Source organism: Stenotrophomonas sp. Sm6012, from assembly GCF_030985895.1.
Taxonomy (GTDB): domain Bacteria; phylum Pseudomonadota; class Gammaproteobacteria; order Xanthomonadales; family Xanthomonadaceae; genus Stenotrophomonas; species Stenotrophomonas forensis.
Genome location: NZ_JAPTFX010000015.1, coordinates 13580 through 38046, shown reverse-complemented (window position 1 = coordinate 38046; position 24467 = coordinate 13580). Strand labels below are relative to the sequence as shown.

Genomic DNA, 24467 nt, shown 5'->3' with positions numbered 1-24467 from the left:
TCCCCGTCGTGGCTGCGTCAAAGTAGCGCGAAAAGAGTGTGTTTACGATGTGCAGTGACGCTTTTGACCTGACTGAACGCAGATGCGGTTGATCACAATTCCTGATTTTCATTCGCATCAACTATTGAATTCACACGACCCGCGCAGGCCATATGGCCAGACCCGGCAAACCCGGGCGTGCTGCATCAACGCTGTTCACATCATTCAAGGAGCGACGCAATGTTGTCCAGATCGATTGGCAAAGCGGCAGGTGGCCTGGTGTTGGGTTTGTCGGTGGCAGCGGCCGCGCATGCGGCACCGTTGTTCGAGCCGGTGACGGTCATCAGCCGCGCATCGGCAAACAGTGAGCCCGCGCTGGGCAAGCTGCTGGCCACCCCGTCCACTGCGACGGTGCAGGAAGTACGTGTCGACGCAGCGGCCACTGCGCAGCCGCAACTGGAGTTCGAGCTGCTTGGCCAGCGCGTGCAGGCCGTGCGCAGCAAGCTCGAGGCGCTGCCCGATGGTGGCAGCATCTGGTACGGCCAGTTCCGCTCGCCTTCGGACAAGCTGACCGCGGCGACCTCCAACGGACAGGACGATCCCGGCAACTCGCTGATCCTGGTGCGCTCGGGCAACACCATCACCGGTTCCATCCGCAAGGACGGCAAGCTGTACCGGCTGCGTCCGCTGGGCAATCGCCATGTGCTGGTGGAAGTGGATGAGTCGCGGATGCCGGCCGACCATCCGGCTGACTACAACCAGCTGCCGAAGATCCCGATGGGCGACAACGATCGCATCGGCATCGCACAGGCCTCGTCCGGCACCCCCGCGACGATCCGTGTGCTGGTGGTGGCGACCAATGCCGCGGTGGCGGCCTATGGCGGCAACATGCAGTCGCTGGTGCAGCTGGCAGTGGCCGAGTCCAACCAAGGCTACGTCAACAGCAACGTCGGCATCACCATGCAGCTGGCCGGTTACGAGACCACCAGCTACACCGAGTCGGGCAGCTTCGATACCGACCTGGCGCGCTTCCGTGGCACCAGCGATGGCTACATGGACAGCATCCATACCAGTCGCAACTCCACCGCCGCCGACGTGGGCGTGCTGCTGATCAACAACACCGCCTACTGCGGCCTGGCCTCGGGTATCGGCTCGACGGCATCGACCGCGTTCGCGGCGGTGTACTGGGATTGCGCCACCGGCTACTACTCGTTCGCACACGAGATCGGTCACCTGCAGAGCGCGCGGCATGACATCGCCACCGATTCGAGCACCTCGCCCTATGCCTATGGCCATGGCTATCGCTATGAGCCGTCGACGGGTACCGGCTGGCGCACGATCATGGCCTACAACTGCACCCGCAGCTGCCCGCGCCTGAACTACTGGTCCAACCCCAACATCAGCTACAACGGCATCCCGATGGGCAATGCCAGCACCGCAGACAACCAGCGCGTGCTGGTCAACACCAAGGCCACCATCGCGGCCTTCCGCTGAGCCCGGGCGCCGACCAAGGTCGGCGTCTACCCGGGCGCGTGTACCTGCTCCGGTAGATGCCAACCTTGGTTGGCAACCTGCGATCCATCAGCCGCGCGCCAGGGTATCCAGCGACCAGCCGTCGGCATCCACCCGCAGCACCGAACCCTGTTCGTACCAGTCACCCAGAACGATGCGGGTACAGCCGCGTCCACCGGCCTGCAGCGTGTGGATTGCCGGGCGATGGGTATGGCCATGGATCAGGGTGTCCACCCCGTGGCGGACGAAGGTGGCCTCGACTTCGGCAGGGGCCACGTCGGTCACTGACTCGAACTGCGCACGGTCGTCCTGCTTCATCTCGGACTGGCGCGCCTGGCTGGCGTCGCGGGCCTTCTGTGCGAAAGCGATGCGTGCCGCCAGCGGCTGTGACAGGAACTGCGCCTGAAAGGCCGGGTCGCGCGTCTGTGCACGGAACTGCTGGTAGGGGATGTCATCGGTGCACAGCAGGTCACCGTGCTGCAGCAGCACCGGGCGGCCGTACAGTTCGATCATGCACGGGTCGGGCAGGATGCGCAGGCCGGCACGGCGTGCGTAGTCCTCGCCGAGCAGGAAATCACGGTTGCCGCGGATGAAGTACACCGGCACGCCGCTGTCGGACAGCACCTTCAGCGCATCGGCCACCGCGTCGGCGGCAGGCGAGGGCGTGTCATCGCCGATCCAGGCTTCGAACAGGTCGCCGAGGATGTACAGCGCATCGGCGCCGGGCGCCTGCTCGCGCAGGAAGCGCAGGAACAGGTCGGTGATTTCCGGACGGCTGGGGTCCAGGTGCAGGTCGGAAATGAACAGCGTGGTCATGGCTGCATTCTAGGCCATCCACGATGACGGTAGCGCCGCGCCATGCCCGGCGGTGGCCGTCACACCGGCAGCGGAAGCCAGGCCAGGCTGGCCGACGCCAGAAGCACCGCGATGCCCGTCGCGGCCAGCACGTCGCTGGGGTAATGCAGGCCGAGCACCACCCGCGACAGCGCAACGCCAGCGGTGAACGGCACCAGCAGCGGCGCCAGCCACGGGTAGTAGGCCAGCGCGACGATGGTGAACGACACCGCGTGCAGGGTGTGGCCGGAGGGGAAGCTGAACTCGTCCAGCGGTGCCACCCAGGCGCGGATGCGCAGGTCGGCCGCATACGGGCGCGGGCGCCGGGTCCAGCGCTTGAGGCCCTTGTACAGCAGCAGCGCGGCCAGCCCGGTGGCCGCCATGTGCACCGAGGCGCGCAGGCCGTCGAAGCCATCCAGCAGCACCAGCGCGCCCATCAGCACGTACCAGAACACGCCATCGCCGAGCCGGCTGATGACCGAGAACAGGCGACGCACGCGGCGACGCCGGCAGTAGTGGTTGGCGCGCCTGCACAGGCGCTTCGCGGTCGGCCAGCAGTTCAAGCCGCGTGGTGCGCATGGCCGCTCCTCCGCAAGTGGGCCAGTTCGGCCAGCAGCGCATCGAATTCCGCGACCACCTGCTGTGGATGCAGGCGCTTCATCGCGCGCGCGGCTGTGCTGCCCAGCATCTGGCGTTGTGCATCATCGGCCGCCAGCCGCACGGCGGCCTCGATGAACTGCTCATCATTGTCCACTGCCGCGCCATTCTCGCCGTTGCGCAGGTACTCGCGCGCGGCGCCATAATCGAAGGCCACAGTGGCTACACCACTGGCCATGCTTTCCAGAGTCACGTTGCCGAAGGTCTCGCTGCGGCTGGGGAACAGGAACAGGTCACCGCTGGCGAAATGCCGTGCAAGCGCTTCGCCACGCTGGATGCCGCAGAAGATGAAGTCGGGATTTTCGTGCGCCAGCTTTTCGCGTGCAGGACCATCGCCCACCCACACGAAGCGAGCCTTCGGGCGGATCTGCTGCAGCTTGCGGAACGCTTTTACAGCCAGGCCAAGGTTTTTTTCCGCGGCGATGCGGCCCACGTAGATCGCCACCAGGCCGTTGCCGTCCACGCCCCATTCCTCGCGCAGCGCCGGGTCGCGCCTGCCTGGATCGAACTGCTGGCTGTCGACCGCGCGCGCCAGCAGGCGCACGCGCTCGAAACCCTGTTCGCCAAGGAACTGCTGAAGCTCGCGAGTGGGCACCAGGGTGGCATCGGCCTGATTGTGGAAGCGACGCATCCAGCGCATCGCGGCGGCCTGCAGCCAGGCCACGCCGTAGTCGGGCAGGTACTCGTCGAAGCGCGTGTGGAAGCCACTGGCGACCGGGATGCCGAGACGGCGTGCGGTGCGCAGTGCAGACCAGCCCAGCGGGCCCTCGGTGGCGACGTAGACGGCGTCTGGACGCTGTTGCTGCCAATGGCGGCCCAGCCGGATCGGCGCCGGCAGGCCGAAGCGCAGGCCGGGGTAGCGGGGCAGCGCGGCGCCCGGCACCAGCAGGGTGCCCGGTGCCGAGTCCAGTGCTTCGCTGGCCTGGCGTGGCCGGACCAGGTCGATTTCATGCCCGGAATCACGCAGTCCCTGCTCCAGGCCCTGCACGGTGAGGGCAACGCCGTTCACTTCCGGCGGATAGGTCTCGGTGACGATGGCATAGCGCATGGCGGGCCTCCGGGTTTCCGGCATGCTCGGCCATGGCGATGTAGTGGACATGACGGCTTTGCGACCGCCAGATGACGCCGGTGCCGGCTCCCGTGGGCAAGAAAAAACCACGGCCCCGAGGGGCCGTGGTTCCTGTTGCAGATGACAGCGCGATGGATCAGAAGCGCTGCTGATACTTCATGTACATGAAGCGTCCGATGTCGTAGCCACCGTAGTAGGAGAACGACGAGTTCGGCTTGCTGTACATCACCGGGGCTTCCTTGCCGAACACGTTGTTGGCGCCCACCGACACGGTGGCGTCCCACGGCAGGTTGTAGCGGAACTGCACATCGTGGAAGGTCACTGCACCGCGCTCGTTGTAGGCGGTCGGCGCCTTCAGCCACGGCGCCAGGAAGGTCGGATCGGAGCATTCGTCCGGATACAGGCTGGCATTGGCGCAGCGCTCCTTCACGCCGGAGTAGTAGCGCGCCGTCCAGCTGACGCCGAAGTCGCCCACATCCCAGCCCAGCACCAGGTTCGAGCGCACGCGGAAGGCGAGGCTGGTGGCGGTGCCGATGGTGTTGGCAACGCCGTTGATCGGCGTGATCGCATCGCGGACATCGTTGGTGGATCGATAGACGTTCTTGCTTACATAGGTACTGGTCCAGCCTGCGCTCAGCTTGCCGTAGCCGGTGTCGACGCGGTAGCTGACATCCAGGTCGTAACCTTCGGTCTCGGCGAAGCCGGCGTTGCGGTTGCCGAACTTCAGGCCGGTGACGATGCCGTTGGACGGGTCGCGGGTGAAGCGGCTGCAGCGTGCTTCGATGCCCTGCTCGTAGCAATCCTTCAGGATCTGGTTCGGGCTGTCACCGACGATGGTGTTGTCGATGCGGATCTTCCACCAGTCCAGCGCGACGTTGAAGTTGCTGATGAAGGTCGGGCTCCACACCAGGCCCAGCGTCTTGCTGGTGGAGGTTTCCGGAACCAGCAGCGGATTGGAACCGGACACGAACGGCGTCGGGGTTGCATCCTGCGCCGTGGTCACCGGGACATTGCCCTGCTTCAGCTGGCGGAAGTTGGCGGCATCAGCGATGTCACGTGCGCAGCGCGAGCGGACTTCAGCACTGCCCTTGGCCGAGCCGAACACGGTGTCGCACGGGTCGCTGAACTGCGCGAAGGTTTCCGAACCGCCACCGTACAGGTCGTTGATGGTCGGGGCGCGGAAGCCTTCGGCCCAGGTACCACGGACCAACAGCTGGTCTATCGGCTTCCACTTGAAGCCGAACTTGCTGTTGAGGGTATTGCCGAAGGTGTTGTACTTGGAGAAGCGGGTGGCGGCATTGAAGCTCAGTTCGCGCGCGCCGGGCAGGTCGGCCAGCACCGGTACGTTGAGCTCCAGGTAGGCTTCCTTCACGTTGTAGCTGCCACCGGTCGGGCCGGCGGCCAGGTTGGTGGTGGCGCCGGTCTGGGCCAGGGCATCGGGGGTGTAGCGCCCGTCTTCCTTGCGGCTTTCCACGCCGAAGGCAAAGCCCAGGTCGCCGGCCGGCAGGGTCATGATGCTGCCGGACAGGTTGGCGAAGGCGTTCTTGGTGGTGGTCCGGCCGGTGGTCCGCTCCGCCGGGAACAGCCAGGCCATCAGTTCTTCATTGCCGGTCAGCCCGTTCGGATCGTTCCTGCCGTAGGGCACCAGCGGATTCCACGGCTTGCAGCCGTCGATCACCGCACCCGGGCGGCCGCACATCACCTTGCCGGTGGCCGGATCCAGGAACGACGGACCCACGGCGTCACGCACGCGCTTCTTGTGCAGGTTGCCGGTAGCGGTGGCGGTCAGCTCGTTGCGGTTGTACTGGTAGCCCACGTCCCAGTCGAAGTAGCGCTGGCCGATCTCGAAGGTGCCATCCAGCGACACGACCGCACGGTAGGTCTTCAGTTCGCTGGTGCTTACACGCGGAATTTCCCAGGTACGGCGGTTCCACGCGATGTCAGTCGGCCGGGCATAACCGTGCTGGTTGCCGAACGGATTGAAATAGCTGTCCTTGGACATCAGGCCGGTGGCGGTCGGGTCACCCGAGATCGACACCGAGCTGGACTGCAGTGGGTAGCCTGCGATCTGGCGCTCGGCCGAACGCTTGTTGTAGCCGAATTCGGTGCGCAGGTTGACCTGGTCGGTGATCTTGAAGCGGCCGTCGAAGTACACCGAATCACGCTTGAGCGGATACATCACGTGCATCTGCTCGTTGGCGTTGCTGACGTCGCCGGTGAACGGCGTCGCGTCGGTCAGGTGGTAGTTGGCCGGGTTGGTCGGGTCAGCGCCGCGGTTGAGCGAGTAGCCGCAACCCTGGCTGGTGTTGGTGCAGCCAGGGCCACCCTTCAGACCGGTGAACTGGCCCCACTGGCTCAGCGTGGTCCAGTTGGAGGGATCGTTCGGGTGGCGGTCGCTCACGCCGTACTTGCTGAACCAGCGGTCCTTGGCCCAGACGCTCTTTTCCTCGGAGTGTTCCAGTGCCAGGGTCAACGACACACGGTCATTGCTCCAGCCGCCGACCACGTCGAAGCGGTCACGGGCGCCATCGCCTTCGCTGTACTGGCCGTGGTAGACATTGGCGGTCACGCCGTTGACGTTGGAACGGGTGATGATGTTGATCACGCCGGCCATCGCGTCGGAACCGTAGATGGCCGAAGCGCCATCCTTCAGCACTTCGATGCGCTCCACTGCCGACACCGGCAGCGACGACACGTCCTGGTAGCCGGAGGTGCTGATGCCCAGGCGCTTGCCGTTGACCAGCACCAGCGTGCGCTGTGCGCCCAGGTTGCGCATGTCGATGTAGGTGCCGCCGGTGTTCTCGCCCGCGCTCAGCGCGTTGGCGCGGCTGATGGCCGGGCTGCCCATCGCGGTGACGTTCTGCAGGATGTCGGCCACCGAGCTGAAGCCCTGGCGCTCGATCTCGACGCGGGTCAGCGCCAGCACCGGCTGGGCGGTTTCCACATCGACCTGGCGGATGCGCGAACCGGTGATCTCGATGCGATCCAGATTGGTCGGCGAGGCGCTGCCGGCATCCTGGGCGAACGCCGGCACGACGGCCAGGGCGGTGGTCGTCACCAGGGCGTGGGCAATCGCCTTGCCCAACACGGTACGTGAAGTCATTACGTTCTCTCTCTCTCAAAGACGTACGGAGATACCCAAGGAAGGCATCCAATGGCCCAGCCGAACTGCGCCGGTGCTCCGATACTAGTCTCGATAGTTAAGAGGTTGTAAAGGGTCTATGTCGAAATATTTCCTCCCATGTCATCGGTGTGATGGATATGTGAGGAAAAACGGGAACTTGCGACGGAACTGCCCGTCGCACCCGGGAAGGTGATGTTGCGTTGCAGCGCGAGCTGGCGCGCGGGACGGGCGGCGTCCCGCGGGGATCAGGCCACGAACGGACGGAACTGGATGCCCAGCCCGGCGATGCCGTCGGTCTCGCCGATCAGGTCGGCGCGCAGCAACGGGCGGGCATCGATGAATGCCTGCGGCACGATCAGCGACAGCCGGTTGTCGTCGGCGGTCAGTTCCAGCGCGGGCAGCGGGGCGTCCTCGTGCGCGCGGTTGAGCAGCACCGCCAGGCGCAACAGGGCGGCCAGCCGGCGGGCGGTCAGCAGCAGGCGCTCGGGCAGGGCATCGAAGGCGGTCTTGGTGATGCTGCGACGGTGACTGCGCACCAGCGCGGCCAGCATCTGCTGTTCCTGCCGCGAAAAACCGGCAATGTCCGAGTGTTCCAGCACGTAGCTGCCGTGCACGTGGTAGCCGCTGTGCGCGATCATCAGGCCCAGCTCATGCAGGCGCGCAGCCCAGCCCAGCATGCGGGCATCGTCGGCATCCAGTTTCCAGTGTTCCTGGACCTGCTCCAGCAGTGACAGCGCGGTCTCCTGCACGCGGTCGGCCTGCGCCATGTCGATGCCATAGCGCTGGCTGAGCGCGGCCACCGATTCGTCACGCAGGTCGTTCTCGCCGGCACGGCCGACGATGTCATACAGGATGCCTTCGCGCATGGCCGCCTTGCTGACCAGCAGCTTCTGCAGGCCCAGGGCCTGGAAGGCCGCTTCCAGCACCAGGATCCCGCCGGCGATGATCGGGCGCCGGTCGCTGGACAGGCCCGGCAACTGGATGTCGTCGATCTTCTTGGCCTTCAGCAGTTCGTCGCGCAGCTGTGGCAGGGCTTCGGCGGTGATCGCGCCCTTGCTCAGCTTCATCGTCGCGCAGATCTCGCTGATCGCCTTGTGCGTGCCCGAAGAACCCAGTGCTTCCTGCCAGCCCAGCGCGCGGTACTTGCTGGCGAAGGGCTGGAACTCGCGACCGATCTCGGCCAGCGCGTCCTTCCAGCGCTTCTTGCTCAGCTTGCCGCCGGGGAAGAAACGGCGGGTGCTGGCGATGCAGCCGGCCTGCAGGCTTTCGCGCTCCAGGGTCTGCATGCCCATGCCGATGATGAACTCGGTGGAGCCGCCGCCGATGTCGATCACCAGCCGGCGCTGGCCGGGCTTGGGCGGTTGTGCATGGGCGACACCGAGGTAGATCAGGCGCGCCTCTTCGCGACCGCTGACCACTTCGATGGCGTGCCCCAAAGCGGTCTCGGCCGGGACCAGGAACGACTGCGGCGAGCGCAGCTGGCGCACGGTGTTGGTGGCCAGTGCGCGCACCCGGTGCGGTGGCACGTTGCGGATGCGCTGGCCGAAGCGGGCCAGGCACTCCAGCGCACGCTGGCGGGCCGCTGCGGAGAGTCCGCCCTTGCCATCCAGCCCATCGGCCATCCGCACCGTCTCGCGCAGGCGGTCGATCACCCGCAGCTGGCCGAGCGTGTAGCGCGCGATGACCATGTGGAAACTATTGGAGCCAAGGTCGATGGCGGCCAGCAGGTCGCCATCCTGCAGTGCGGGCGGAGTCGTGGTGGTATGCGGCATGGACGAATGTTAGCCGAAGGGGCGGTGTGCTCGTCACCGCGCGGCCTTCACATTTTGTAGGGGGAGTGCGGCAGGGCTGCGCCCTGCACCTGCCGAATCAACGGCAACGGCAACGGCAACGGCAAAAGCGGGCTATCCGTGGGATGGCGGGGTGGGTCCGATGGCAGGGGACGCCGTGAACCCGTCCATGGGGGCTTGGTCGCCGCATCCATGCGGCTCACACCCCTGCCACCGGACCCACCCCGCCTTCGACAGATTTCTGCTGCTGTTGGTGGGTGTCGACCTTGGTCGACACACCGGGGGTTACAGCCCCTGCATCAATGCCATCTGCGCAGAATGCGGGGCTTCACCGTGGGCCGGGGCACGCTTGTGGTAAATGCCCTCGGCGTCCAGTTCCCAGGCATTGAGGTTGTCGTCCAGGTAGTTCTGCAGCACCTCGCGGTACACCCGCTTGGCCAGTTCCGGATCAAGGATCGGGAAGCAGGTCTCGACCCGGCGCAGCAGGTTGCGCTCAAGCCAGTCCGCGCTGGCGCAGTACATTTCCGGTGCGCCGTCGTTGCCGAACCAGTAGACGCGGCTGTGTTCTAGGAATCGACCGACGATCGAGCGCACGCGGATGTTGTCCGATACGCCCGGCACGCCCGGGCGCAGGGTGCAGGCGCCACGGATGATCAGGTCGATCTGCACGCCGGCCTGCGAGGCGGCGTACAGCGCGCGCACCACCTGCGGTTCGTTCAGTGCGTTCATCTTGGCGATGATCCGCGCCGGACGGCCCGCGGCGGCGATGCGGGTTTCGCGCTCGATACGGCCGAGGATGCCGGTGTGCAGGGTAAAGGGCGACTGCAGCAGGCGCTTGAGCTTCATCTTCGACGCCAGGCCGGACAGCTGCTGGAACAACAGGTGCACATCATTGCCGATGTCCGCATCGGCGGTGATCAGGCTGATGTCGGTGTACGCGCGGGCGGTGCCGCTGTGGTAGTTGCCGGTGCCCAGGTGCACATAGCGGCGCAGCTTGCGGCCCTCGCGGCGAACGATCAGCAGCATCTTGGCGTGGGTCTTGTAGCCGACCACGCCGTACACCACCTGCACGCCGGCTTCCTGCAGGCGATCAGCCAGGCCCAGGTTGGCCTCTTCGTCGAAGCGCGCACGCAGCTCGACCACCACGGTCACATCCTTGCCGTTGCGCGCGGCCTGGATCAGTGCGTCGACGATCAGCGAATCCTTGCCGGTGCGGTACAGGGTCTGCTTGATCGCCAGTACGTTCGGATCCACCGCCGCCTGCCGGATCAGGTCCAGCACCGCGGTGAAGGCATCGAAGGGGTGATGCAGCAGCAGGTCCTGGCGCGCGACGGTCTCGAAGATGCCATCACTGTCGCGCAGCGTGCGCGGGGTCATCGACGGGTACTTCAGGTCCGGCTGCGCGATCAGGTCGTACAGCTGGATGATGCGGTTCAGATTGACCGGACCGTCAATGCGGTACACGGCATTTTCGGTCAGGCCGAAATTCTGCAGCAGGGTGCGCACGATGTCGCGCGGCATGTCATGGGCGATCTCCAGGCGCACCGCCGGCCGGTAACCGCGGTCGACCAGCTCGTCACGCAGTGCCAGCGCCAGGTTCTCCACCTCTTCCTCGTCCACCACCAGCTCGGAATTGCGGGTGACGCGGAACTGGTAGGCACCCAGCACTTCCATGCCCGGGAACAGTTCATCGACGAAGGTCGACAGCACCGAGGACAGGAACACGAAGTTCTGCGTGCCGCCAAGCTTTTCGGGCAGCTGGATGATGCGCGGCAGCGAGCGTGGCGCGCGCACGATGGCCAGATGGCCGGCACGGCCGAACGCATCGGTGCCCTTCAGCACCACCACGATGTTCAGTGATTTGTTGAGGATCTTCGGGAACGGATGCACCGGGTCCAGGCCCAGCGGTGACAGCACCGGCATGATCTCGTTGCGGAAGTACGCGCGCAGCCAGCGCTTCTGGCGGTGGTTCCAGGAGTGGCGACCGAGCACGCCGATGCCGGCCTCGGCCAGCGCCGGGCGCAGCGTCTGGTTCCAGCAGCGGTACTGCTGGTCCACCAGCTCGGCGGCGCGGTCATGGATGGCGGTGAGGATGGTCTGCGGGCTCATGCCGTCCGGCGCCGGCGGCAGGCCGAACTCCTGCGCATGGCGCACGGCGGCGGCGCGGATCTCGAAGAACTCATCGAGGTTGGTGCAGGAGATGCACATGAAGCGCAGGCGCTCCAGCAGCGGTACCTGCGGGTCCATGGCCTGCGCCAGCACGCGGAAATTGAAATCCAGCTGCGACAGTTCGCGGTTGATGTAGAGCGCCGGATCACGCAGCGGATCGTTGTCCGGGCTCACAGGGAGGGGGAGGGATCCGAGGCTGCTCATGGCGTCATTCTTCGATGGAAGTCAGGGGGGCGGACTCACGCGGGCGCACGTGGTCGGCATCGAAATGGCAGGAGAACACCGAGCCCTTGCCGACCTCGCTTTCAATCTCCAGCCGCGCGTGGTGCAGGCCGAGGATGTGCTTGACGATGGACAGGCCCAGGCCGGTGCCGCCGCTTTCGCGCGATCGGCTGCTGGAGACGCGGTAGAAACGTTCGGTCAGGCGCGGCAGATGCGTGGCCGGGATGCCGTAGCCGGAATCGCGCACCGCCAGCACCGCGCCATCGCCTTCGCGGCGGAACTCGACGGCGATGCGGCCGCCAGCCGGGGTGTAGCGCACCGCATTGGTGACCAGGTTGGAAAACGCGCTATGCAGCTCCTTGGTCGAGCCCTGCAGGTCCACGCCAGCCAGGTCATCGATGCTGATCTGGTGGCGGCCCTGGCTGTGTGCTTCGGCTTCGCGGCGCAGGGTGGCCAGCATCGGCTGCATGGCCACGGTCTCGTCCTCGCTGTGTTCCTGCGATTCCAGCCGCGACAGGGTCAGCAGGTCTTCCACCAGCTGGGCCATGCGCTGGCTCTGCTTGCGCATCTCCTCCAGCATCGGCCCGGTGCCGGGGAAATCGTCCGGGTCCATCATGTCCAGATAGCCGTGGACCACGGTGAGCGGCGTGCGCAGTTCGTGTGAAACGTTGGCCACGAAGTCGCGGCGGACCTGTTCCAGGCGCAGCAGCTTGCTGACGTCGCGGGCGATCAGCAGCCAGTAGTCCGACGAATAGGGAATCAGGCGCAGGTTGAGGCGGATTGCCGGATCGACCGGCGAAGGCACGTCGAGGATCGGCTCGGCATTGCGGCCACCGGCCAGCCAGTGGGCCAGCGGCATCGGCTGCAGTCGTTCGACCAGCGCCTCGCCGAGGTCACCCGGGTGGTGCAGGCCAAGCAGGGCGGTGGCTGCTTCGTTGAACCACTGCACGCGCTGGCTGTTGCGGTCCAGCACCACCACCGCATCGGGCAGTGCGGCGGCCGCAGCGCGGTAACTGCGCAGCATGTCCAGCAGGCGGCGCTTGCGTACGCGCATTTCCACCTGGTTGCGGTACAGCAGCCGGTCCAGTTCGTTCCAGACGCCGGTGCCTTCGTCGGCGGTGTCCCAGCGTTGGCGTGCGGTCAGGCGGCGCAGCACGCTGCGCAGGCGCCAGTAATGCCAGGCCAGGGTAGCCAGCGCGCCCAGTGCGATGCACAGCCACAGATGGCCCGAGAACCACCCCACCAATCCGGCGAACAGCAGTACCGCGGCGACGGTGGCCAGGGTCTTCAACCAGGCAGAGCGGATGTGGCGGGGCATTGCGATCTCGTCGTTGAGGTGCGGCGGTTCACTGGGGTGAACCGAGGGTTATAGCAGAGTTGCCGGCACCGGCACCCGCGGGTGCGCGGCGCCGGCTACCGCTTCTCTACCGCAACCTGAGTCTCGTCGTGCCGGCGCCGCGCACGGTCTGCACCATGTTCTCGGCGTTGAACGGTTCCAGCGTCTTGCGCAGACGGCGGATGTGCACGTCGATGGTGCGCTCCTCCACGTACACGCTGCCACCCCAGACATGGTCCAGCAGCTGGGCGCGGGTGTAGACGCGCTCGGGGTGGGTCATGAAGAAGTGCAGCAGGCGGTATTCGGTCGGGCCGATCGGCACCGGCTGGTCGTTGGCGAACACGCGATGGGCGGCGCCATCGATGCGGATCGGGCCGACCGCTACGCTGCCGTCCTCGTCGTCCTCGCGGGCGCGGCGCATCACCGCACGGATGCGGGCCAGCAGCTCGCGCGCCGAGAACGGCTTGACCACGTAGTCGTCGACACCGGCTTCAAGGCCACCGACGCGGTCATTCTCTTCGCCGCGGGCGGTCAGCATGATGATCGGCACTTCGCGGGTGAGCGTTTCCTTGCGCCAGCGGCGGGCCAGATCCAGGCCGCTGGTGCCGGGCAGCATCCAGTCCAGCAGGATCAGGTCGGGCACGCGGTCGGCGATGGCCGTCTGCGCCTCGCGGGCATCGCCGGCGTGGACCGGTTCGTAATCGCCCTTGCGCAGGGCGAAGGCGACCATTTCACGGATCGCGGGCTCGTCATCGACGATCAGGATGCGTTTCTGCACGAGGACACCGTAGGGCTCGGTTACTGGAGTGGTGCCAGTAGACTACGGTTTGATGACATGTTTGTGACTACCTGGCCGGAACCGGTCTGGATTGCCATCGGCCGGTCACGCAGCGCTCAGCGGCGGTCCAGGTCCGGGTCCTGCACGCCCTGGCGGCGCAGTTCCAGCACGGTGGGGGTGATCGCCTCGATACGCGCATCCACCCGTGCCCGGCCGACATAGTCCAGCGCCGGGTTGCGCTTGAGCGCCTGCAGCTGCATCAGCGACTGCTCCGGGCGGCCGCTGAGGAAGGCGGCCTCGGCATAGGCCTCGCTGGCGCGCACGCTGTCACCGGCCAGCTCGCTGGCGCGGGCGTATCGCTGCTGGAAGACCGGATCGTTACCGCTTTGCGACAACAGCGGCCGCAGCATGGCCTGCGCGCGCTGGCCGGCTTCACGACTGCCCTGTTCGTTCAGGATCTCGGCATAGGTCAGGGCCACCGGGCGGCTGTTGGGATGCTCGCGCAGCAGCTGTTCGAAACGGCTGTTGGCCTGGGCGGCCTGGCCGGCGCGCGATTCGGCCTCGCCCAGCCCCAGCGCCAACCACAGGTTGTCCGGGCGGGTCTGCAGCAGGGCGGCCAGGGTCTGCCGGGCCTGTGCAGCACCTGCCCGGCCGCCGCGCATGACCGCCAGGGCCTGGCCATAGCGCTGGGCGTCGTTCAGGCCATCCTTCTGGCGCTTGGCCATGTCGGCGTATTCGCGCTCCAGCTCAGCGGTGGAGTCGGCGCTGAGCACCCGCAGGCGTTCGCGTGCCCAGTCGAAGTCGCCGCTGGCACCGCGGCTGAGCTGCCCCATCGGGATGCGCAGCACGCTGCTGGGCAGCAGCGGGTTGTTGCCGCGCAGCAGCGGTTCGGCCAGGCTGGGGTCGGCCGGGTCCACCCGCTCCCTGCGTTCGCCGCTGGGGGTGCTGGTGGTCAGCAGCACGGTGTCCTTCTTCATCTGCTCGGCACGGGCCTTGGCCTCGCTGATGCGGGTGATGTTGACCGGGTGGGTGCGCAGGAACTCCGGCACGCTGTAGCCGCCTTCGTTGCCACGCATCGCCGCCGCCATCCGCTCGAAGAAGCCGGCCATCGCGTCCACGTCGTAGCCGCTGCGGGCCAGGGTGCGGATGCCGAGGCGATCGGCCTCGGACTCGTTTGACCGGGTGTAGTTGATCTGCCGCTGCTGCATCAGGCCCATGCCCGAACTGATCGCGGCCATGGTTGCGTTGCCCGACGACGTGCTGTTGCTGGCCTGGGCGGCCACCACCGCCGCCAGCATGCCCAGCAGGATCGGGATCTGGTCGCGCTGGGCGCGCTCGACCCCGCGCAGCACGTGCTGCTGGGTGACATGGGCGATTTCGTGCGACAGCACCGCGGCCACTTCGTCTTCGCGCTCGGCGGTCAGCACCAGGCCGGCATTGACCCCGATGTAGCCGCCCAGCGTAGCGAAGGCGTTGATCTGGCGGTCCTTCATCACGAAGAACGTGTACGGCTGGCGCGGCTGGTCGCTGTTCGAGCCGAGTCGGGTGCCCATGGTCTGCAGCCAGTCGTTGACCAGCGGGTCGTCCAGCAGATAGCCGTAGTTGCGCAGCTCGCGCAACATCATCGCGCCGTACTCGGCCTGGCGCGCCGGGGTCAGCAGCTCGCCGGCCGAGGAGCCGATGTCGGGCAGCTTCTCCTGGGCCTGGGCCAGCGGCATGGCCAGGGCCAGGGTGATGGCGGTAGTCAGCAGCAGGGCTCGCAAGCAGGAGGTCCTCGGGCAGGGCGCGCCAAGCGTGGCAGGGCAGGGGGCAACCATTCGTTAATCCACAGTGTTGCGGCGGTGGCGTGGAAATTCCAGCGCACCGGTACCATATATGGACCGTCGATCCATCGTGGAGTTTCCCGTGACAGCCCAGACCGCCGGCGGTGCCCCCGCCATCACCATCTATTCCACCGCCGTCTGCCCGTACTGCGTGGCCGCCAAGAACTTCCTGAAGAGCAAGGGGCAGCAGTGGACCGAGGTCCGCATCGACCTGGACCCGGCCGAGCGCGAGAAGATGATGGCGCTGACCCGCCGCACCAGCGTGCCGCAGATCTTCGTCGGCGACGTCCATGTCGGCGGCTACGACGACATGATGGCCCTGCACCGTGAAGGCAAGCTCGAGCCGCTGCTGGCCGGGCAGGGCCAGGCATGAGCGCGGCCGACGACGGCAGCAAGGACCGCATCGCTGAATTCACCGAATTCCGCAAGCGCATGAACGAGCGCATCCTGGGCGAACCGAACCAGGTGGTGCGCCGCTTCTTCGCGCTGGACACGCAGACCTACCAGGCCGGCGCGCTGGACGTGAAGACCAAGGAGCTGCTGGGCCTGGTGGCTTCGATGGTGCTGCGCTGCGACGACTGCATCAGTTACCACGTGGCCCAGTGCAAGGACGCCGGGGTGACCCGCGAGGAGTTCTTCGAGACCTTCTCGGTCGGCCTGGTGGTGGGCGGCTCGATCGTGATCCCGCACCTGCGCCGCGCGGTCGATTTCCTCGACCAGCTCGAAGGCGGCGCCGCCGCCCCGGCAGCACACGAGCACTGAAACTGGCGGGTGCCGGGAACTGGGGTCTGCGGCACTACCGCACCCGCGTGGGGGCTTCCCCGCGATCCAACAGCCCAGGAGCCCCCTTGTTGTTCAAGGGGGTGCGCCGACAGGCGCAGGGATAAGGTGGGATGCGCGGGCAATTCTGCCTGAGCCGGGCACTGGGACCATGGTCTATTTGGGACCTCGGCCCCGGCTCAGGCATAATTGCCGGTGAAACTTCCTTTGCGCCGGCGTTTCCGGGCACGTCCGGACGGCGTTTTTCCCCCTGTTCGGAACATCGATCAATGACGCAGAAAATTACGGTCATCCGCGGCGACGGCATTGGCCCGGAAATCATGGACGCCACCCTGTTCGTGCTCGACCAGCTCAAGACTGGCCTGGAGTACGAAGACGCCGACGCGGGCCTGGTGGCCCTGGAAAAGCACGGCGACCTGATGCCGGCGGTGACCCTGGAATCGATCGCGCGCAACAAGGTGGCGCTGAAGAGCCCGCTGACCACCCCGGTCGGTGGTGGCTTCACCTCGATCAACGTCAGCCTGCGCCGCCACTTCGACCTGTACGCCAACGTGCGTCCGGCCCACACCTTCCCGAACACCAAGTCGCGTTTCGACAACGTCGACCTGATCACCGTTCGTGAGAACACCGAAGGTGCGTACCTGGCCGAAGGCCAGGAAGTGTCGGCCGATGGCGAGACCGCCTTCTCCGGTACCCGCATCACCCGCAAGGGCTCCGAGCGCATCGTGCGCTACGCCTTCGAGCTGGCCAAGAGCACCGGCCGCAAGAAGGTCACCGCCGTGCACAAGGCCAACATCATCAAGTCGACCTCGGGCCTGTTCCTGAACGTCGCCCGTGAAGTGGCCGCGCAGTACCCGGAGATCGAGTTCCAGGAAATGATCGTCGACAACTGCTGCATGCAGCTGGTGATGCGTCCGGAACAGTTCGACGTGATCGTCACCACCAACCTGTTCGGCGACATCATCTCCGACCTGTGCGCCGGCCTGGTCGGCGGCCTGGGCCTGGCCCCGGGTGCCAACATCGGCAAGGACGCGGCGATCTTCGAAGCCGTGCACGGCACCGCGCCGGACATCGCCGGCCAGGGCAAGGCCAATCCGTGCGCACTGCTGCTGGCTGCCGCGCAGATGCTGGACCACGTCGGTCAGCCGGAAAATGCCGAGCGCCTGCGCAAGGCCATCGTGGCCACCATGGAAGCCAAGGACTCGCTGACCGGCGACCTGGGTGGCACCGGTACCACCATGAGCTTCGCCCAGGCCATCGCCAGCCGCCTGTAAGCGGTCGGCCAGCCTCGGTTGGACCCACAGCGGGGCGCCTTCGGGCGCCCCGTTGCGTTTCTGCGCTTCTGTAGCGTCGAGCCATGCTCGACGGCTGTTTCACAGGTGTCCAGACGAAGAGCAGTCCAGCATGGCTCGACTCTACAACAACGGTCTGTGCGCTATTTGCACAGATTGTGCGCTGCTGCACGGCTGGTTCGTGCGCCATCCGCTCCGCATCCTGTGCCTACTTTCCACCGCACAGGAGTCGTCCGATGAACCTCACCGCCTTTGGCCTGGCCAGCCTGATCGGCATGGCCGCCACCGCCCCGGTCGCCGCCGCCGAGCCGGCCCATCCCACCATCCGCCACATGGCTGGCGCCCCGGTCGCCGCGTCGCTGGATGCGGCCAGGACCGCCGTGCTGGTGATCGACTTCCAGAACGAGTACTTCGATGCCAAAGCCGCGCCTGGCTTTGCCGGTGGCCGCATGGTCATCCCCGATGGCGTGGCCGCGCTGCGCCAGACGCGCCGCCTGATCGACTTCGCCGATGCCAATGGCATCCGCGTCATCCATGTGCAGCATGTACTGCCGGCAGGTGCGCCGCTGTTCGCGCAGGGCAGTGCCAATGCCGCCTTCCATCGCGACATGCAGCCGCGGGCCGGCGAGACGGTGGTGCAGAAGGACAACGTCAGCGTGTTCGCTGGTGGCTCCGCTGCAGTGCTCGACACGGAGCTGAAGCAGTCGGGCATCGACACCCTGATCGTCACCGGCCTGCAGACCCACGCCTGCGTGGCCGGCGCCGCCCGCGATGCCGCAGCGGCACCGCGTGGCTACCGGGTGATCGTGTCGTCCGATGCAACGGCCAGCCGCGACCTGGACCTGGCCGGTGGCCAGCGCATCGGCCATCGCGCGCTGCATGAGGCCGCGCTGGCCCAGATCGAGGACACCTTCGGCGATGTCATGACCACTGACGCGATCCTGGCCCTGCCGGTGCGCAAGGCCGGCGACGGCGCTTGATAAGCTGGCAGGGCCCGCACATCGCGGGTCCTGCCAACCGGAGCCGCCCGCCGATGGATCAATTCGCCGCCCTGCGCGCACTGCGTGCCATCGTCGATGCGGGCAGCTTCACCGCTGCCGCCGAGCGATTGGGGACGACCCATTCGGCCATGTCGCGGCAACTGCGGCAGCTGGAAGAACACCTGCAGGTACGCCTGCTGGACCGCAACAGCCGCCGCCTGTCATTGACCGAGGCCGGACGTGGCTACTACCGCGAGGCGGCATCATTGCTCGATCGCCTGCAGGAAGCGGATGAGCAGGCGCGTGCCGGACAGGCCCAACCCAGTGGCACTGTGCGGATCAGCGTGCCGCAGGTGGTGGCCAGCCAGGAGCTGCCGCATTGGCTGCCGACGTTCCTGCAGCGCTACCCACAGGTGGCGCTGGATCTTTCCGCCGATGATCAGCTGGTCGATGTGGTGGGCGGAGGGTTCGATCTTGCACTGCGCATCGCACCGTCATTGCCCGACAGCCAGCTGGTTGCGCGCGAGCTGGCCAGCTGCCCGCGCATCCTGGTGGCCGCACCTGGCTACCTGGCGCGCCACGGCCTGCCCCGGCAGGCGTCGGATCTCGCGCAGCACCTGCTGCTGGGTTTCAGTCCCACACCGGCGATGCCGCCCTGGCAGCTGCACGGGCCGCGCGGTGCCACCGCGAGCATTGAGGCCGGGCAGCGCCTGCGCGTGGATGCCACGCCGGCACTGTACGCCGCCGCGCTGGCCGGCATGGGTATCAGCCTGTTCACTGCGCTGACCGTGCAGGAAGACCTGCGTAGCGGCCGGCTGATTCGTGTGCTGCCGGCCTGGCATGCCGGACAGCGCCGCTACTTCGCGCTGTATCCGCATGCACGTGCACTGGCGCCGAAGGTGCGTGCGCTGGTCGAGCATCTCGCAGCACACTACGCTGCGCAGAGTGGTGCGGCAGGGTAGCCGTGCAACTGCAACCGAGGTGGTGATGGAGTCGGTCTATCTGCTGGTCGCGCTCGGCGCGATCGTCGCCGGATTCGTGCAGGGCCTGTCGGGATTCGCGTTCGGCATGGTGGCGATGTCGTTCTGGGCGTGGGGGCTGGAGCCGCGACTGGCGGCGACGCTGTCGGTGTTCGGCGCACTGGTCGGCCAGCTGGTCGCGGTGTTCACCGTGCGCCGCGGATTCAACCTGCGTCTGCTGCTGCCATTCGTGCTGGGCGGTCTGGCGGGCATCCCGCTGGGCGTGATGGTGCTGCCGCAGCTGGACATGGAGTGGTTCAAGGCGCTGCTGGGGGGCTTCCTGGCGCTGTGGTGCCCGGTGATGCTGATGGCGCGGTCGTTGCCGCCGATCCGCGTCGGCGGTCGCCTGGGTGACGCGATCGCCGGCATGGCCGGTGGGGTGCTCAGCGGCATCGGTGGATTCGCCGGGCCCGTGCCCACCTTGTGGAGCACGCTGCGTGGTTTCGGCAAGGATGAGCAGCGCGCGGTCATCCAGAACTTCAACCTGGCGATGCTGGCGGTGACCATGGCCACCTACGTCGGTAGCGGCCTGGTGGAGCGGCAGATGCTGCCGTACTTCGCCATCGTGGCGCCGGCCATGCTGGTGCCGGCCCTGCTGGGCGCGCGGGTCTACATCGGCATCAGCGAAGCGCGCTTCCGGCAGGTCGTGCTGGGGCTGCTCACCGTGTCCGGCATTGCCTTGCTGGCGTCCTCGCTGCCGGCCCTGCTGGCGCGTTCGCCGGCCGGTTGACCGTCAGGCCGGGCGGGCCATGCGGAAGCGTTGCTCGGCGCCGATGCGGAAATAGTCGGCGGGCCCGCCGCCGCGCAGGATCGGGGCAGCGGCCGCGGTGTCGTAAATGCCATCGACGAGCAGCCGCGCATCGATATGCACCGCAACCACTTCGCCCAGCACCAGCCAGCCATTGGTGTCCTGGCCGGCCGCATCGCGCAGGCGCACGATCTGCGTGCAGCGGCATTCCATGCTGACCGGGCTCTCCATCACGCGGGGTGGGGTGACCTGCGTCGACGCCAGCGGCGTCAGCCCGGCCAGCGCGAACTCATCGACTTCGGGTGCCACCGCGCGGCAGCTTTGGTTCATCGCCTCCGCCAGCGCGAAGGTGGCCAGATTCCACACGAACTCACCGGTGGCCTCGATGTTGCGCAGCGAGTCTTTGCGGCCCTGGCTGGAGAAGCCGATGATCGGCGGCGTGTAGTTGAAGGCGTTGAAGAAACTGTAGGGGGCCAGATTCAGCGCACCTGCCGCGTCGCAGCTGGAAATCCAGCCGATCGGACGCGGCCCGATGATCGCGTTGAACGGGTCATGCGGCAGGCGGTGGCCGTCGGCCGGGCGGTAGCTGTGGAAGGTCTGGGGCATGGGGGTCCTGTTCCGTAGAGTCGAGCAGGCTCGACTGGATCGGCAACAGTCGAGCAAGCTCGACTCTACGAAAAAGCCGCGACCCTTTCGGATCGCGGCTTGTCGTTTACGGCACGGTGGAGATCAGCGCTGCTGGATCTTCGACAGCAGGCGCAGGAATTCGATGTACAGCCAGACCAGGGTCACCATCAGGCCAAATGCGCCATACCACTCCATGTACTTCGGCGCTCGCTGGGCCACGCCCGTCTCGATGAAGTCGAAGTCCAGCACCAGGTTCAGTGCCGCCACCACCACCACGAACAGGCTGAAGGCGATGCCCAGCCAGCTGGAGTCGTGGATCACCGGGACGTTGATGTTGAAGAAGCCCAGCACGAACGAGGCAAGGTAGAGCAGGGCGATGCCGCCGGTGGCTGCTACCACGCCCATCTTGAAGTTCTCGGTGGCCTTGATCACGCCGCTGCGGTACGCGAACAGCAGCGCGGCCAGCGTGCCGAAGGTCAGCAGCACGGCCTGGAACACGATGCCCGGGTACTTCATGTTGAACAGCGCCGACACGGCGCCCAGGAACAGGCCCTCGACCAGCGCATACATCGGTGCGGTGACCGGTGACCATTCCTTCTTGAAGATGGTGATCAGCGCCAGCACCAGCCCGCCGATCGCGCCGCCCATGGCATACAGCTTGGCTGCGCCCATGACCTCGCCGTACTCGTTGACGGACTGGTTCCAGGCAAAGGCTGCGGTCAGCACGGTCAACAGCAGCAGGATGCCGGTCTTGTTGGCGGTGCCGTTGAGGGTCATGACCTGGTCCGGGCTGGTCACCACCGAGCCGCTGGCGAGGTCGAGGAAGGTCGACTCGGAAAGAGCCGGGTTGCCGCTGCGCATGCGTGTTCTCCGTGCGAATGAGGGTCGGGACGGCCATCCGGCCGATGTCCGCGAGCATAGCCGATGACCATGCTGGGCGCCGTGGCGGATTCATGATCGGTCGCGCCTGCGTTGACAGTTCGCGATGCGCTTGGCGACAATGAACGACTCCCCGGGCCTGGCCCGAGGGGATTGCAAGACCGGGGTATAGCGCAGTCTGGTAGCGCGCCTGCTTTGGGAGCAGGATGTCGGGGGTTCGAATCCCTCTACCCCGACCAATCCCACGCCACGTCGGATTGGACATCGTTCCGGTTCGGGCGCCCGTAGCTCAACTGGATAGAGCACCGGCCTTCTAAGCCGGCGGTTACAGGTTCGATTCCTGTCGGGCGCGCCATCGGCGAGGCACCGGGATCGTATCGACAGATGTGAAGAAGTGCTTGCAAACGCGCAAAGACTCCACCAGAATATCGGACTCGCTTCGGCGGACCGGAACTTCGGTGACAGTCTCCAGGCAAAGGTTTGAAGTTCCCGTGCCAGTGGTATCGGCGGGGGAGCGAAAGTTTCAGTGGTGGCTGTAGCTCAGTTGGTTAGAGTACCGGATTGTGATTCCGGTGGTCGGGGGTTCGAATCCCCTCAGCCACCCCACTGATTCAACCGCATCGGCATGGCCGAAACGGTATTGCAATAAACAGAAAGCACGCTACAATGTGCGTCTGAGTTTCACGGGCCGTTAGCTCAGTTGGTAGAGCAGTTGACTCTTAATCAATAGGTCCAAGGTTCGAATCCTTGACGGCCCACCAAGACAGAAGCCACCTGGTGCGCCAGGTGGCTTTTTTCTTATTAGTGTGACTCCTTCGTTTTGATGGATCACGTGCAGCAGAGCCCTTTTTTTCAGGGGCGTGCGGCAGAAGCGGGATCGCAGTGCTGGTTTCAACGATGTTGAAGAAAGCGCTTGCACCCACCGAGCGGATCGGGTCATAATTCGCGCCCCGATTTCGGGCTGTTAGCTCAGTTGGTAGAGCAGTTGACTCTTAATCAATAGGTCCAAGGTTCGAATCCTTGACAGCCCACCAGACGAAAGCCACTTGGTTCGCCAAGTGGCTTTTTTCTTGCCTGTGCGCCGGGTTGAGCATGCGGATGCCTGCACGCCCGGCCGCACGTCATCCAGGCATGGCGTGGATCCACTGAAGCGATGCTGAAATCAGGGGCATACGCGTCATCAGTGTTATCAATGCCGTGCGCTGCTTCTCACCGCATCGCGCCCTGTATCGCACCCAATGCATCTTCCGCGCCGATGGCGCATGCACGAAGGAAGATGTTGATGGCTGATATCAATCGATTGCACCGCACGCTGTGGGTTCCCTTCGCGTTGATGGCGCTGGCTGCCTGCGCGCCGGCCAATGATCCCGCGCAGACCGTCGAACGCGATGCTGGCACGGACAGCACTCCGGCGCGCCCGGTCGGTGAGGCCATGCAGATGCAGCCGGCTCAGCCTGCGGAAGGGGAGGCCCTGCCCGACGCGGTGGACGTGCAGCGCAATGCGGATGGTTCGGTGGATGTGCGCAGGGCCACGCCGGAGTCGGTGGCCCTGCGGCGCACCGACGACGGGGGCGTGGAGATCCGCAGGGTGGATGCTGCGGCCGGGCAGGGTGCCGATTCGGCGCCGGCCAAGGCCGGGTCGCAGCCCTGAACCCCGCCGCCCCGGATGAGCTGGCGCTCGCCGGGGCAGTCCGGACGCGCGGGCTGTACGCAAGTCTCTATATTCAGTTTTGTGCAGGCCTTCCGCTTCCCGTCATCGCCTGCGACAATGAACGCCTGTGCCGGCCACGCGAAAGTGGCGGAATTGGTAGACGCCCTGGATTTAGGTTCCAGTGCCGCAAGGCGTGGGGGTTCGAGTCCCCCCTTTCGCACCAGCATCGGTGTATCCAAGGCCGGCCAGTGATCCCCCAGCAACACGGCCTGCGAAGGGCGGGCCGCCAATTGCTGCTCGACGATCTTCACATGGACGTTATACTTGCTGACCGCATTGCGTGGCCGGAATTGCTGCGCTTACAACAAGGAAGGGGGGATTGATGAAGAAGTTCCTGAAGTGGGCGATCATTGCGATCGTCGGTCTGTTCGTCGCTCTGATGGTGCTTGGCATGGTGATCAATGCCAACAAGTCGCCGGAGCAGCGTGAAGCCGAGGCCGCTGCGCGTGAACAGCAGCGTACTGAAGCTGCCGCCGCCAAGGAGCAGGCCAAGGCCGACGCCGAGGCTTCCAAGGAGCGCGCCAAGGCCGAAGCCGAGCAGAAGAAGCTCGATGAAGAGCGCGCGGCGCTCGATGCGTTGCCGCAGGTGACTGCTGCAGAGCTGGCCAAGGCCTACGAAGAAAACACGGTTGCCGCCGACCAGCAGTTCAAGGGCAAGCGTTTCCGTGTTTCGGGCACGGTGGACTCGATCAACACCGATCTGATGGGCAATCCGTACGTGACCCTGCGCACGGGCCTGTTCCTGGATCCGCAGTTCTCGTTCAGCCAGGCCCAGCTGGACGTAATCGGCGGCCTGAAGAAGGGCCAGGCGGTGAATCTGGTCTGCACCGGTGGCGGTGATGTCGCCAAGACGCCGATGTCCAAGGACTGCCAGGTGCTCTGACGGCGACGCCGTTGCGCAATGAGGAAAAGGGCGCCGTTGGCGCCCTTTTCTTTGGGCATTGCCGGGTGGGATGGCGCCCGCATCGGGTCGTCCGATCCTCCTGAACGGGGGTGGATAGATCTGCCCGGTACGGATGATGAGGGGGCCTCGACCTTGGTTCGGGCCCCCTTGACCGGCACGCGCTGGCAGTGCAGGCCGAATTGGGCGAAACTAAAGGGCTGCGGCAAGCAGGCGCGTCCCAGACGCCGTGTCCTT

Annotated in this window: 20 protein-coding genes and 6 tRNA genes; 15 read left to right on the top strand and 11 right to left on the bottom strand. The window is 66.1% G+C overall.

From position 1 onward, the window contains the following. Positions 1-219: 219 nt before the first annotated feature. On the top strand, positions 220-1473 hold the full coding sequence (locus O0J73_RS04920; RefSeq protein ID WP_004154531.1) for a M12 family metallo-peptidase: 1254 nt from the start codon (positions 220-222) through the stop codon (positions 1471-1473). 87 nt (positions 1474-1560) lie between these two features. Here the strand turns inward: O0J73_RS04920 and lpxH are convergent, their stop codons facing one another. The 9 genes from lpxH to O0J73_RS04875 form a co-directional block, all read right to left on the bottom strand. Continuing rightward, complete coding sequence (lpxH, locus tag O0J73_RS04915) at positions 1561-2307, bottom strand: UDP-2,3-diacylglucosamine diphosphatase (RefSeq protein WP_004154532.1); 747 nt, start codon at positions 2305-2307, stop codon at positions 1561-1563. Positions 2308-2366: 59 nt separating this feature from the next. Beyond that, on the bottom strand, positions 2367-2888 hold the full coding sequence (locus tag O0J73_RS04910; RefSeq protein ID WP_308308128.1) for a phosphatase PAP2 family protein: 522 nt from the start codon (positions 2886-2888) through the stop codon (positions 2367-2369). Further along, positions 2885-4030, bottom strand: coding sequence for a glycosyltransferase family 1 protein (locus O0J73_RS04905; protein WP_308308127.1), 1146 nt, complete (start codon positions 4028-4030; stop codon positions 2885-2887). The genes O0J73_RS04910 and O0J73_RS04905 overlap by 4 nt, the downstream gene beginning before the upstream one ends. A 157-nt stretch (positions 4031-4187) precedes the next feature. Further along, positions 4188-7154: a TonB-dependent receptor gene (locus tag O0J73_RS04900; RefSeq protein ID WP_004154535.1), complete on the bottom strand. Its 2967-nt coding sequence runs from the start codon at positions 7152-7154 to the stop codon at positions 4188-4190. Positions 7155-7420: 266 nt separating this feature from the next. After that, positions 7421-8947, bottom strand: a complete 1527-nt coding sequence (gene ppx / locus O0J73_RS04895; RefSeq protein ID WP_197604319.1) for an exopolyphosphatase — start codon at positions 8945-8947, stop codon at positions 7421-7423. A 303-nt stretch (positions 8948-9250) separates the two neighbouring features. Continuing rightward, positions 9251-11338 carry a polyphosphate kinase 1 gene (ppk1, locus tag O0J73_RS04890; RefSeq protein ID WP_197563976.1) on the bottom strand — a complete coding sequence of 696 codons (2088 nt, stop codon included), beginning with the start codon at positions 11336-11338 and terminating at the stop codon, positions 9251-9253. 4 nt (positions 11339-11342) lie between these two features. After that, positions 11343-12674, bottom strand: a complete 1332-nt coding sequence (phoR, locus tag O0J73_RS04885; RefSeq protein ID WP_008267063.1) for a phosphate regulon sensor histidine kinase PhoR — start codon at positions 12672-12674, stop codon at positions 11343-11345. Positions 12675-12780: 106 nt separating this feature from the next. Further along, complete coding sequence (gene phoB / locus O0J73_RS04880) at positions 12781-13470, bottom strand: phosphate regulon transcriptional regulator PhoB (protein WP_308308126.1); 690 nt, start codon at positions 13468-13470, stop codon at positions 12781-12783. A 116-nt stretch (positions 13471-13586) separates the two neighbouring features. After that, positions 13587-15287 carry a M48 family metalloprotease gene (locus tag O0J73_RS04875; protein ID WP_004154540.1) on the bottom strand — a complete coding sequence of 567 codons (1701 nt, stop codon included), beginning with the start codon at positions 15285-15287 and terminating at the stop codon, positions 13587-13589. Between the two features lie 88 nt (positions 15288-15375). On the opposite strand from O0J73_RS04875, the gene grxC reads away from it, so the two are divergent. The 6 genes from grxC (at position 15376) to O0J73_RS04845 (ending at position 20094) form a co-directional block, all read left to right on the top strand. Next, positions 15376-15666: a glutaredoxin 3 gene (gene grxC / locus O0J73_RS04870; RefSeq protein ID WP_004154541.1), complete on the top strand. Its 291-nt coding sequence runs from the start codon at positions 15376-15378 to the stop codon at positions 15664-15666. After that, positions 15663-16055: a carboxymuconolactone decarboxylase family protein gene (locus O0J73_RS04865; protein ID WP_004154542.1), complete on the top strand. Its 393-nt coding sequence runs from the start codon at positions 15663-15665 to the stop codon at positions 16053-16055. Before grxC ends, O0J73_RS04865 begins: the two co-directional genes overlap by 4 nt. Positions 16056-16342: 287 nt before the next feature. Then, a complete protein-coding gene (locus O0J73_RS04860; protein ID WP_014036138.1) occupies positions 16343-17347 on the top strand; it encodes an isocitrate dehydrogenase in 1005 nt (334 codons plus the stop codon). 254 nt (positions 17348-17601) lie between these two features. Then, complete coding sequence (locus O0J73_RS04855; RefSeq protein ID WP_308308125.1) at positions 17602-18345, top strand: cysteine hydrolase; 744 nt, start codon at positions 17602-17604, stop codon at positions 18343-18345. A gap of 53 nt (positions 18346-18398) precedes the next feature. Then, on the top strand, positions 18399-19307 hold the full coding sequence (locus O0J73_RS04850) for a LysR family transcriptional regulator (protein WP_049456182.1): 909 nt from the start codon (positions 18399-18401) through the stop codon (positions 19305-19307). A 25-nt stretch (positions 19308-19332) separates the two neighbouring features. Beyond that, entirely contained in the window at positions 19333-20094 is a 762-nt protein-coding gene (locus O0J73_RS04845; RefSeq protein WP_308308124.1) for a sulfite exporter TauE/SafE family protein, read from the top strand. A 3-nt stretch (positions 20095-20097) separates the two neighbouring features. Here the strand turns inward: O0J73_RS04845 and O0J73_RS04840 are convergent, their stop codons facing one another. Both O0J73_RS04840 and O0J73_RS04835 read right to left on the bottom strand, forming a co-directional pair. After that, on the bottom strand, positions 20098-20718 hold the full coding sequence (locus O0J73_RS04840) for a flavin reductase family protein (protein WP_004154548.1): 621 nt from the start codon (positions 20716-20718) through the stop codon (positions 20098-20100). Between the two features lie 123 nt (positions 20719-20841). Then, on the bottom strand, positions 20842-21600 hold the full coding sequence (locus O0J73_RS04835; protein ID WP_004154549.1) for a Bax inhibitor-1/YccA family protein: 759 nt from the start codon (positions 21598-21600) through the stop codon (positions 20842-20844). Between the two features lie 180 nt (positions 21601-21780). Between O0J73_RS04835 and O0J73_RS04830 the strand changes: the two genes are divergently transcribed. The 8 genes from O0J73_RS04830 to O0J73_RS04795 all read left to right on the top strand — a co-directional run bounded on the left by O0J73_RS04830 (position 21781) and on the right by O0J73_RS04795 (position 24212). Beyond that, positions 21781-21857 (top strand) — tRNA-Pro (locus O0J73_RS04830). Between the two features lie 39 nt (positions 21858-21896). Beyond that, positions 21897-21973: transfer RNA gene (locus O0J73_RS04825), tRNA-Arg, on the top strand. Between the two features lie 174 nt (positions 21974-22147). Further along, positions 22148-22224 (top strand) — tRNA-His (locus O0J73_RS04820). A gap of 79 nt (positions 22225-22303) precedes the next feature. Continuing rightward, positions 22304-22379, top strand: a tRNA-Lys gene (locus O0J73_RS04815). A 197-nt stretch (positions 22380-22576) separates the two neighbouring features. After that, positions 22577-22652: transfer RNA gene (locus O0J73_RS04810), tRNA-Lys, on the top strand. A gap of 248 nt (positions 22653-22900) precedes the next feature. Continuing rightward, positions 22901-23269, top strand: a complete 369-nt coding sequence (locus tag O0J73_RS04805) for a hypothetical protein (RefSeq protein ID WP_308308123.1) — start codon at positions 22901-22903, stop codon at positions 23267-23269. A gap of 138 nt (positions 23270-23407) precedes the next feature. After that, a tRNA-Leu gene (locus O0J73_RS04800) sits at positions 23408-23492 on the top strand. Between the two features lie 159 nt (positions 23493-23651). Further along, complete coding sequence (locus O0J73_RS04795; protein ID WP_308308122.1) at positions 23652-24212, top strand: hypothetical protein; 561 nt, start codon at positions 23652-23654, stop codon at positions 24210-24212. Positions 24213-24467: the final 255 nt, after the last annotated feature.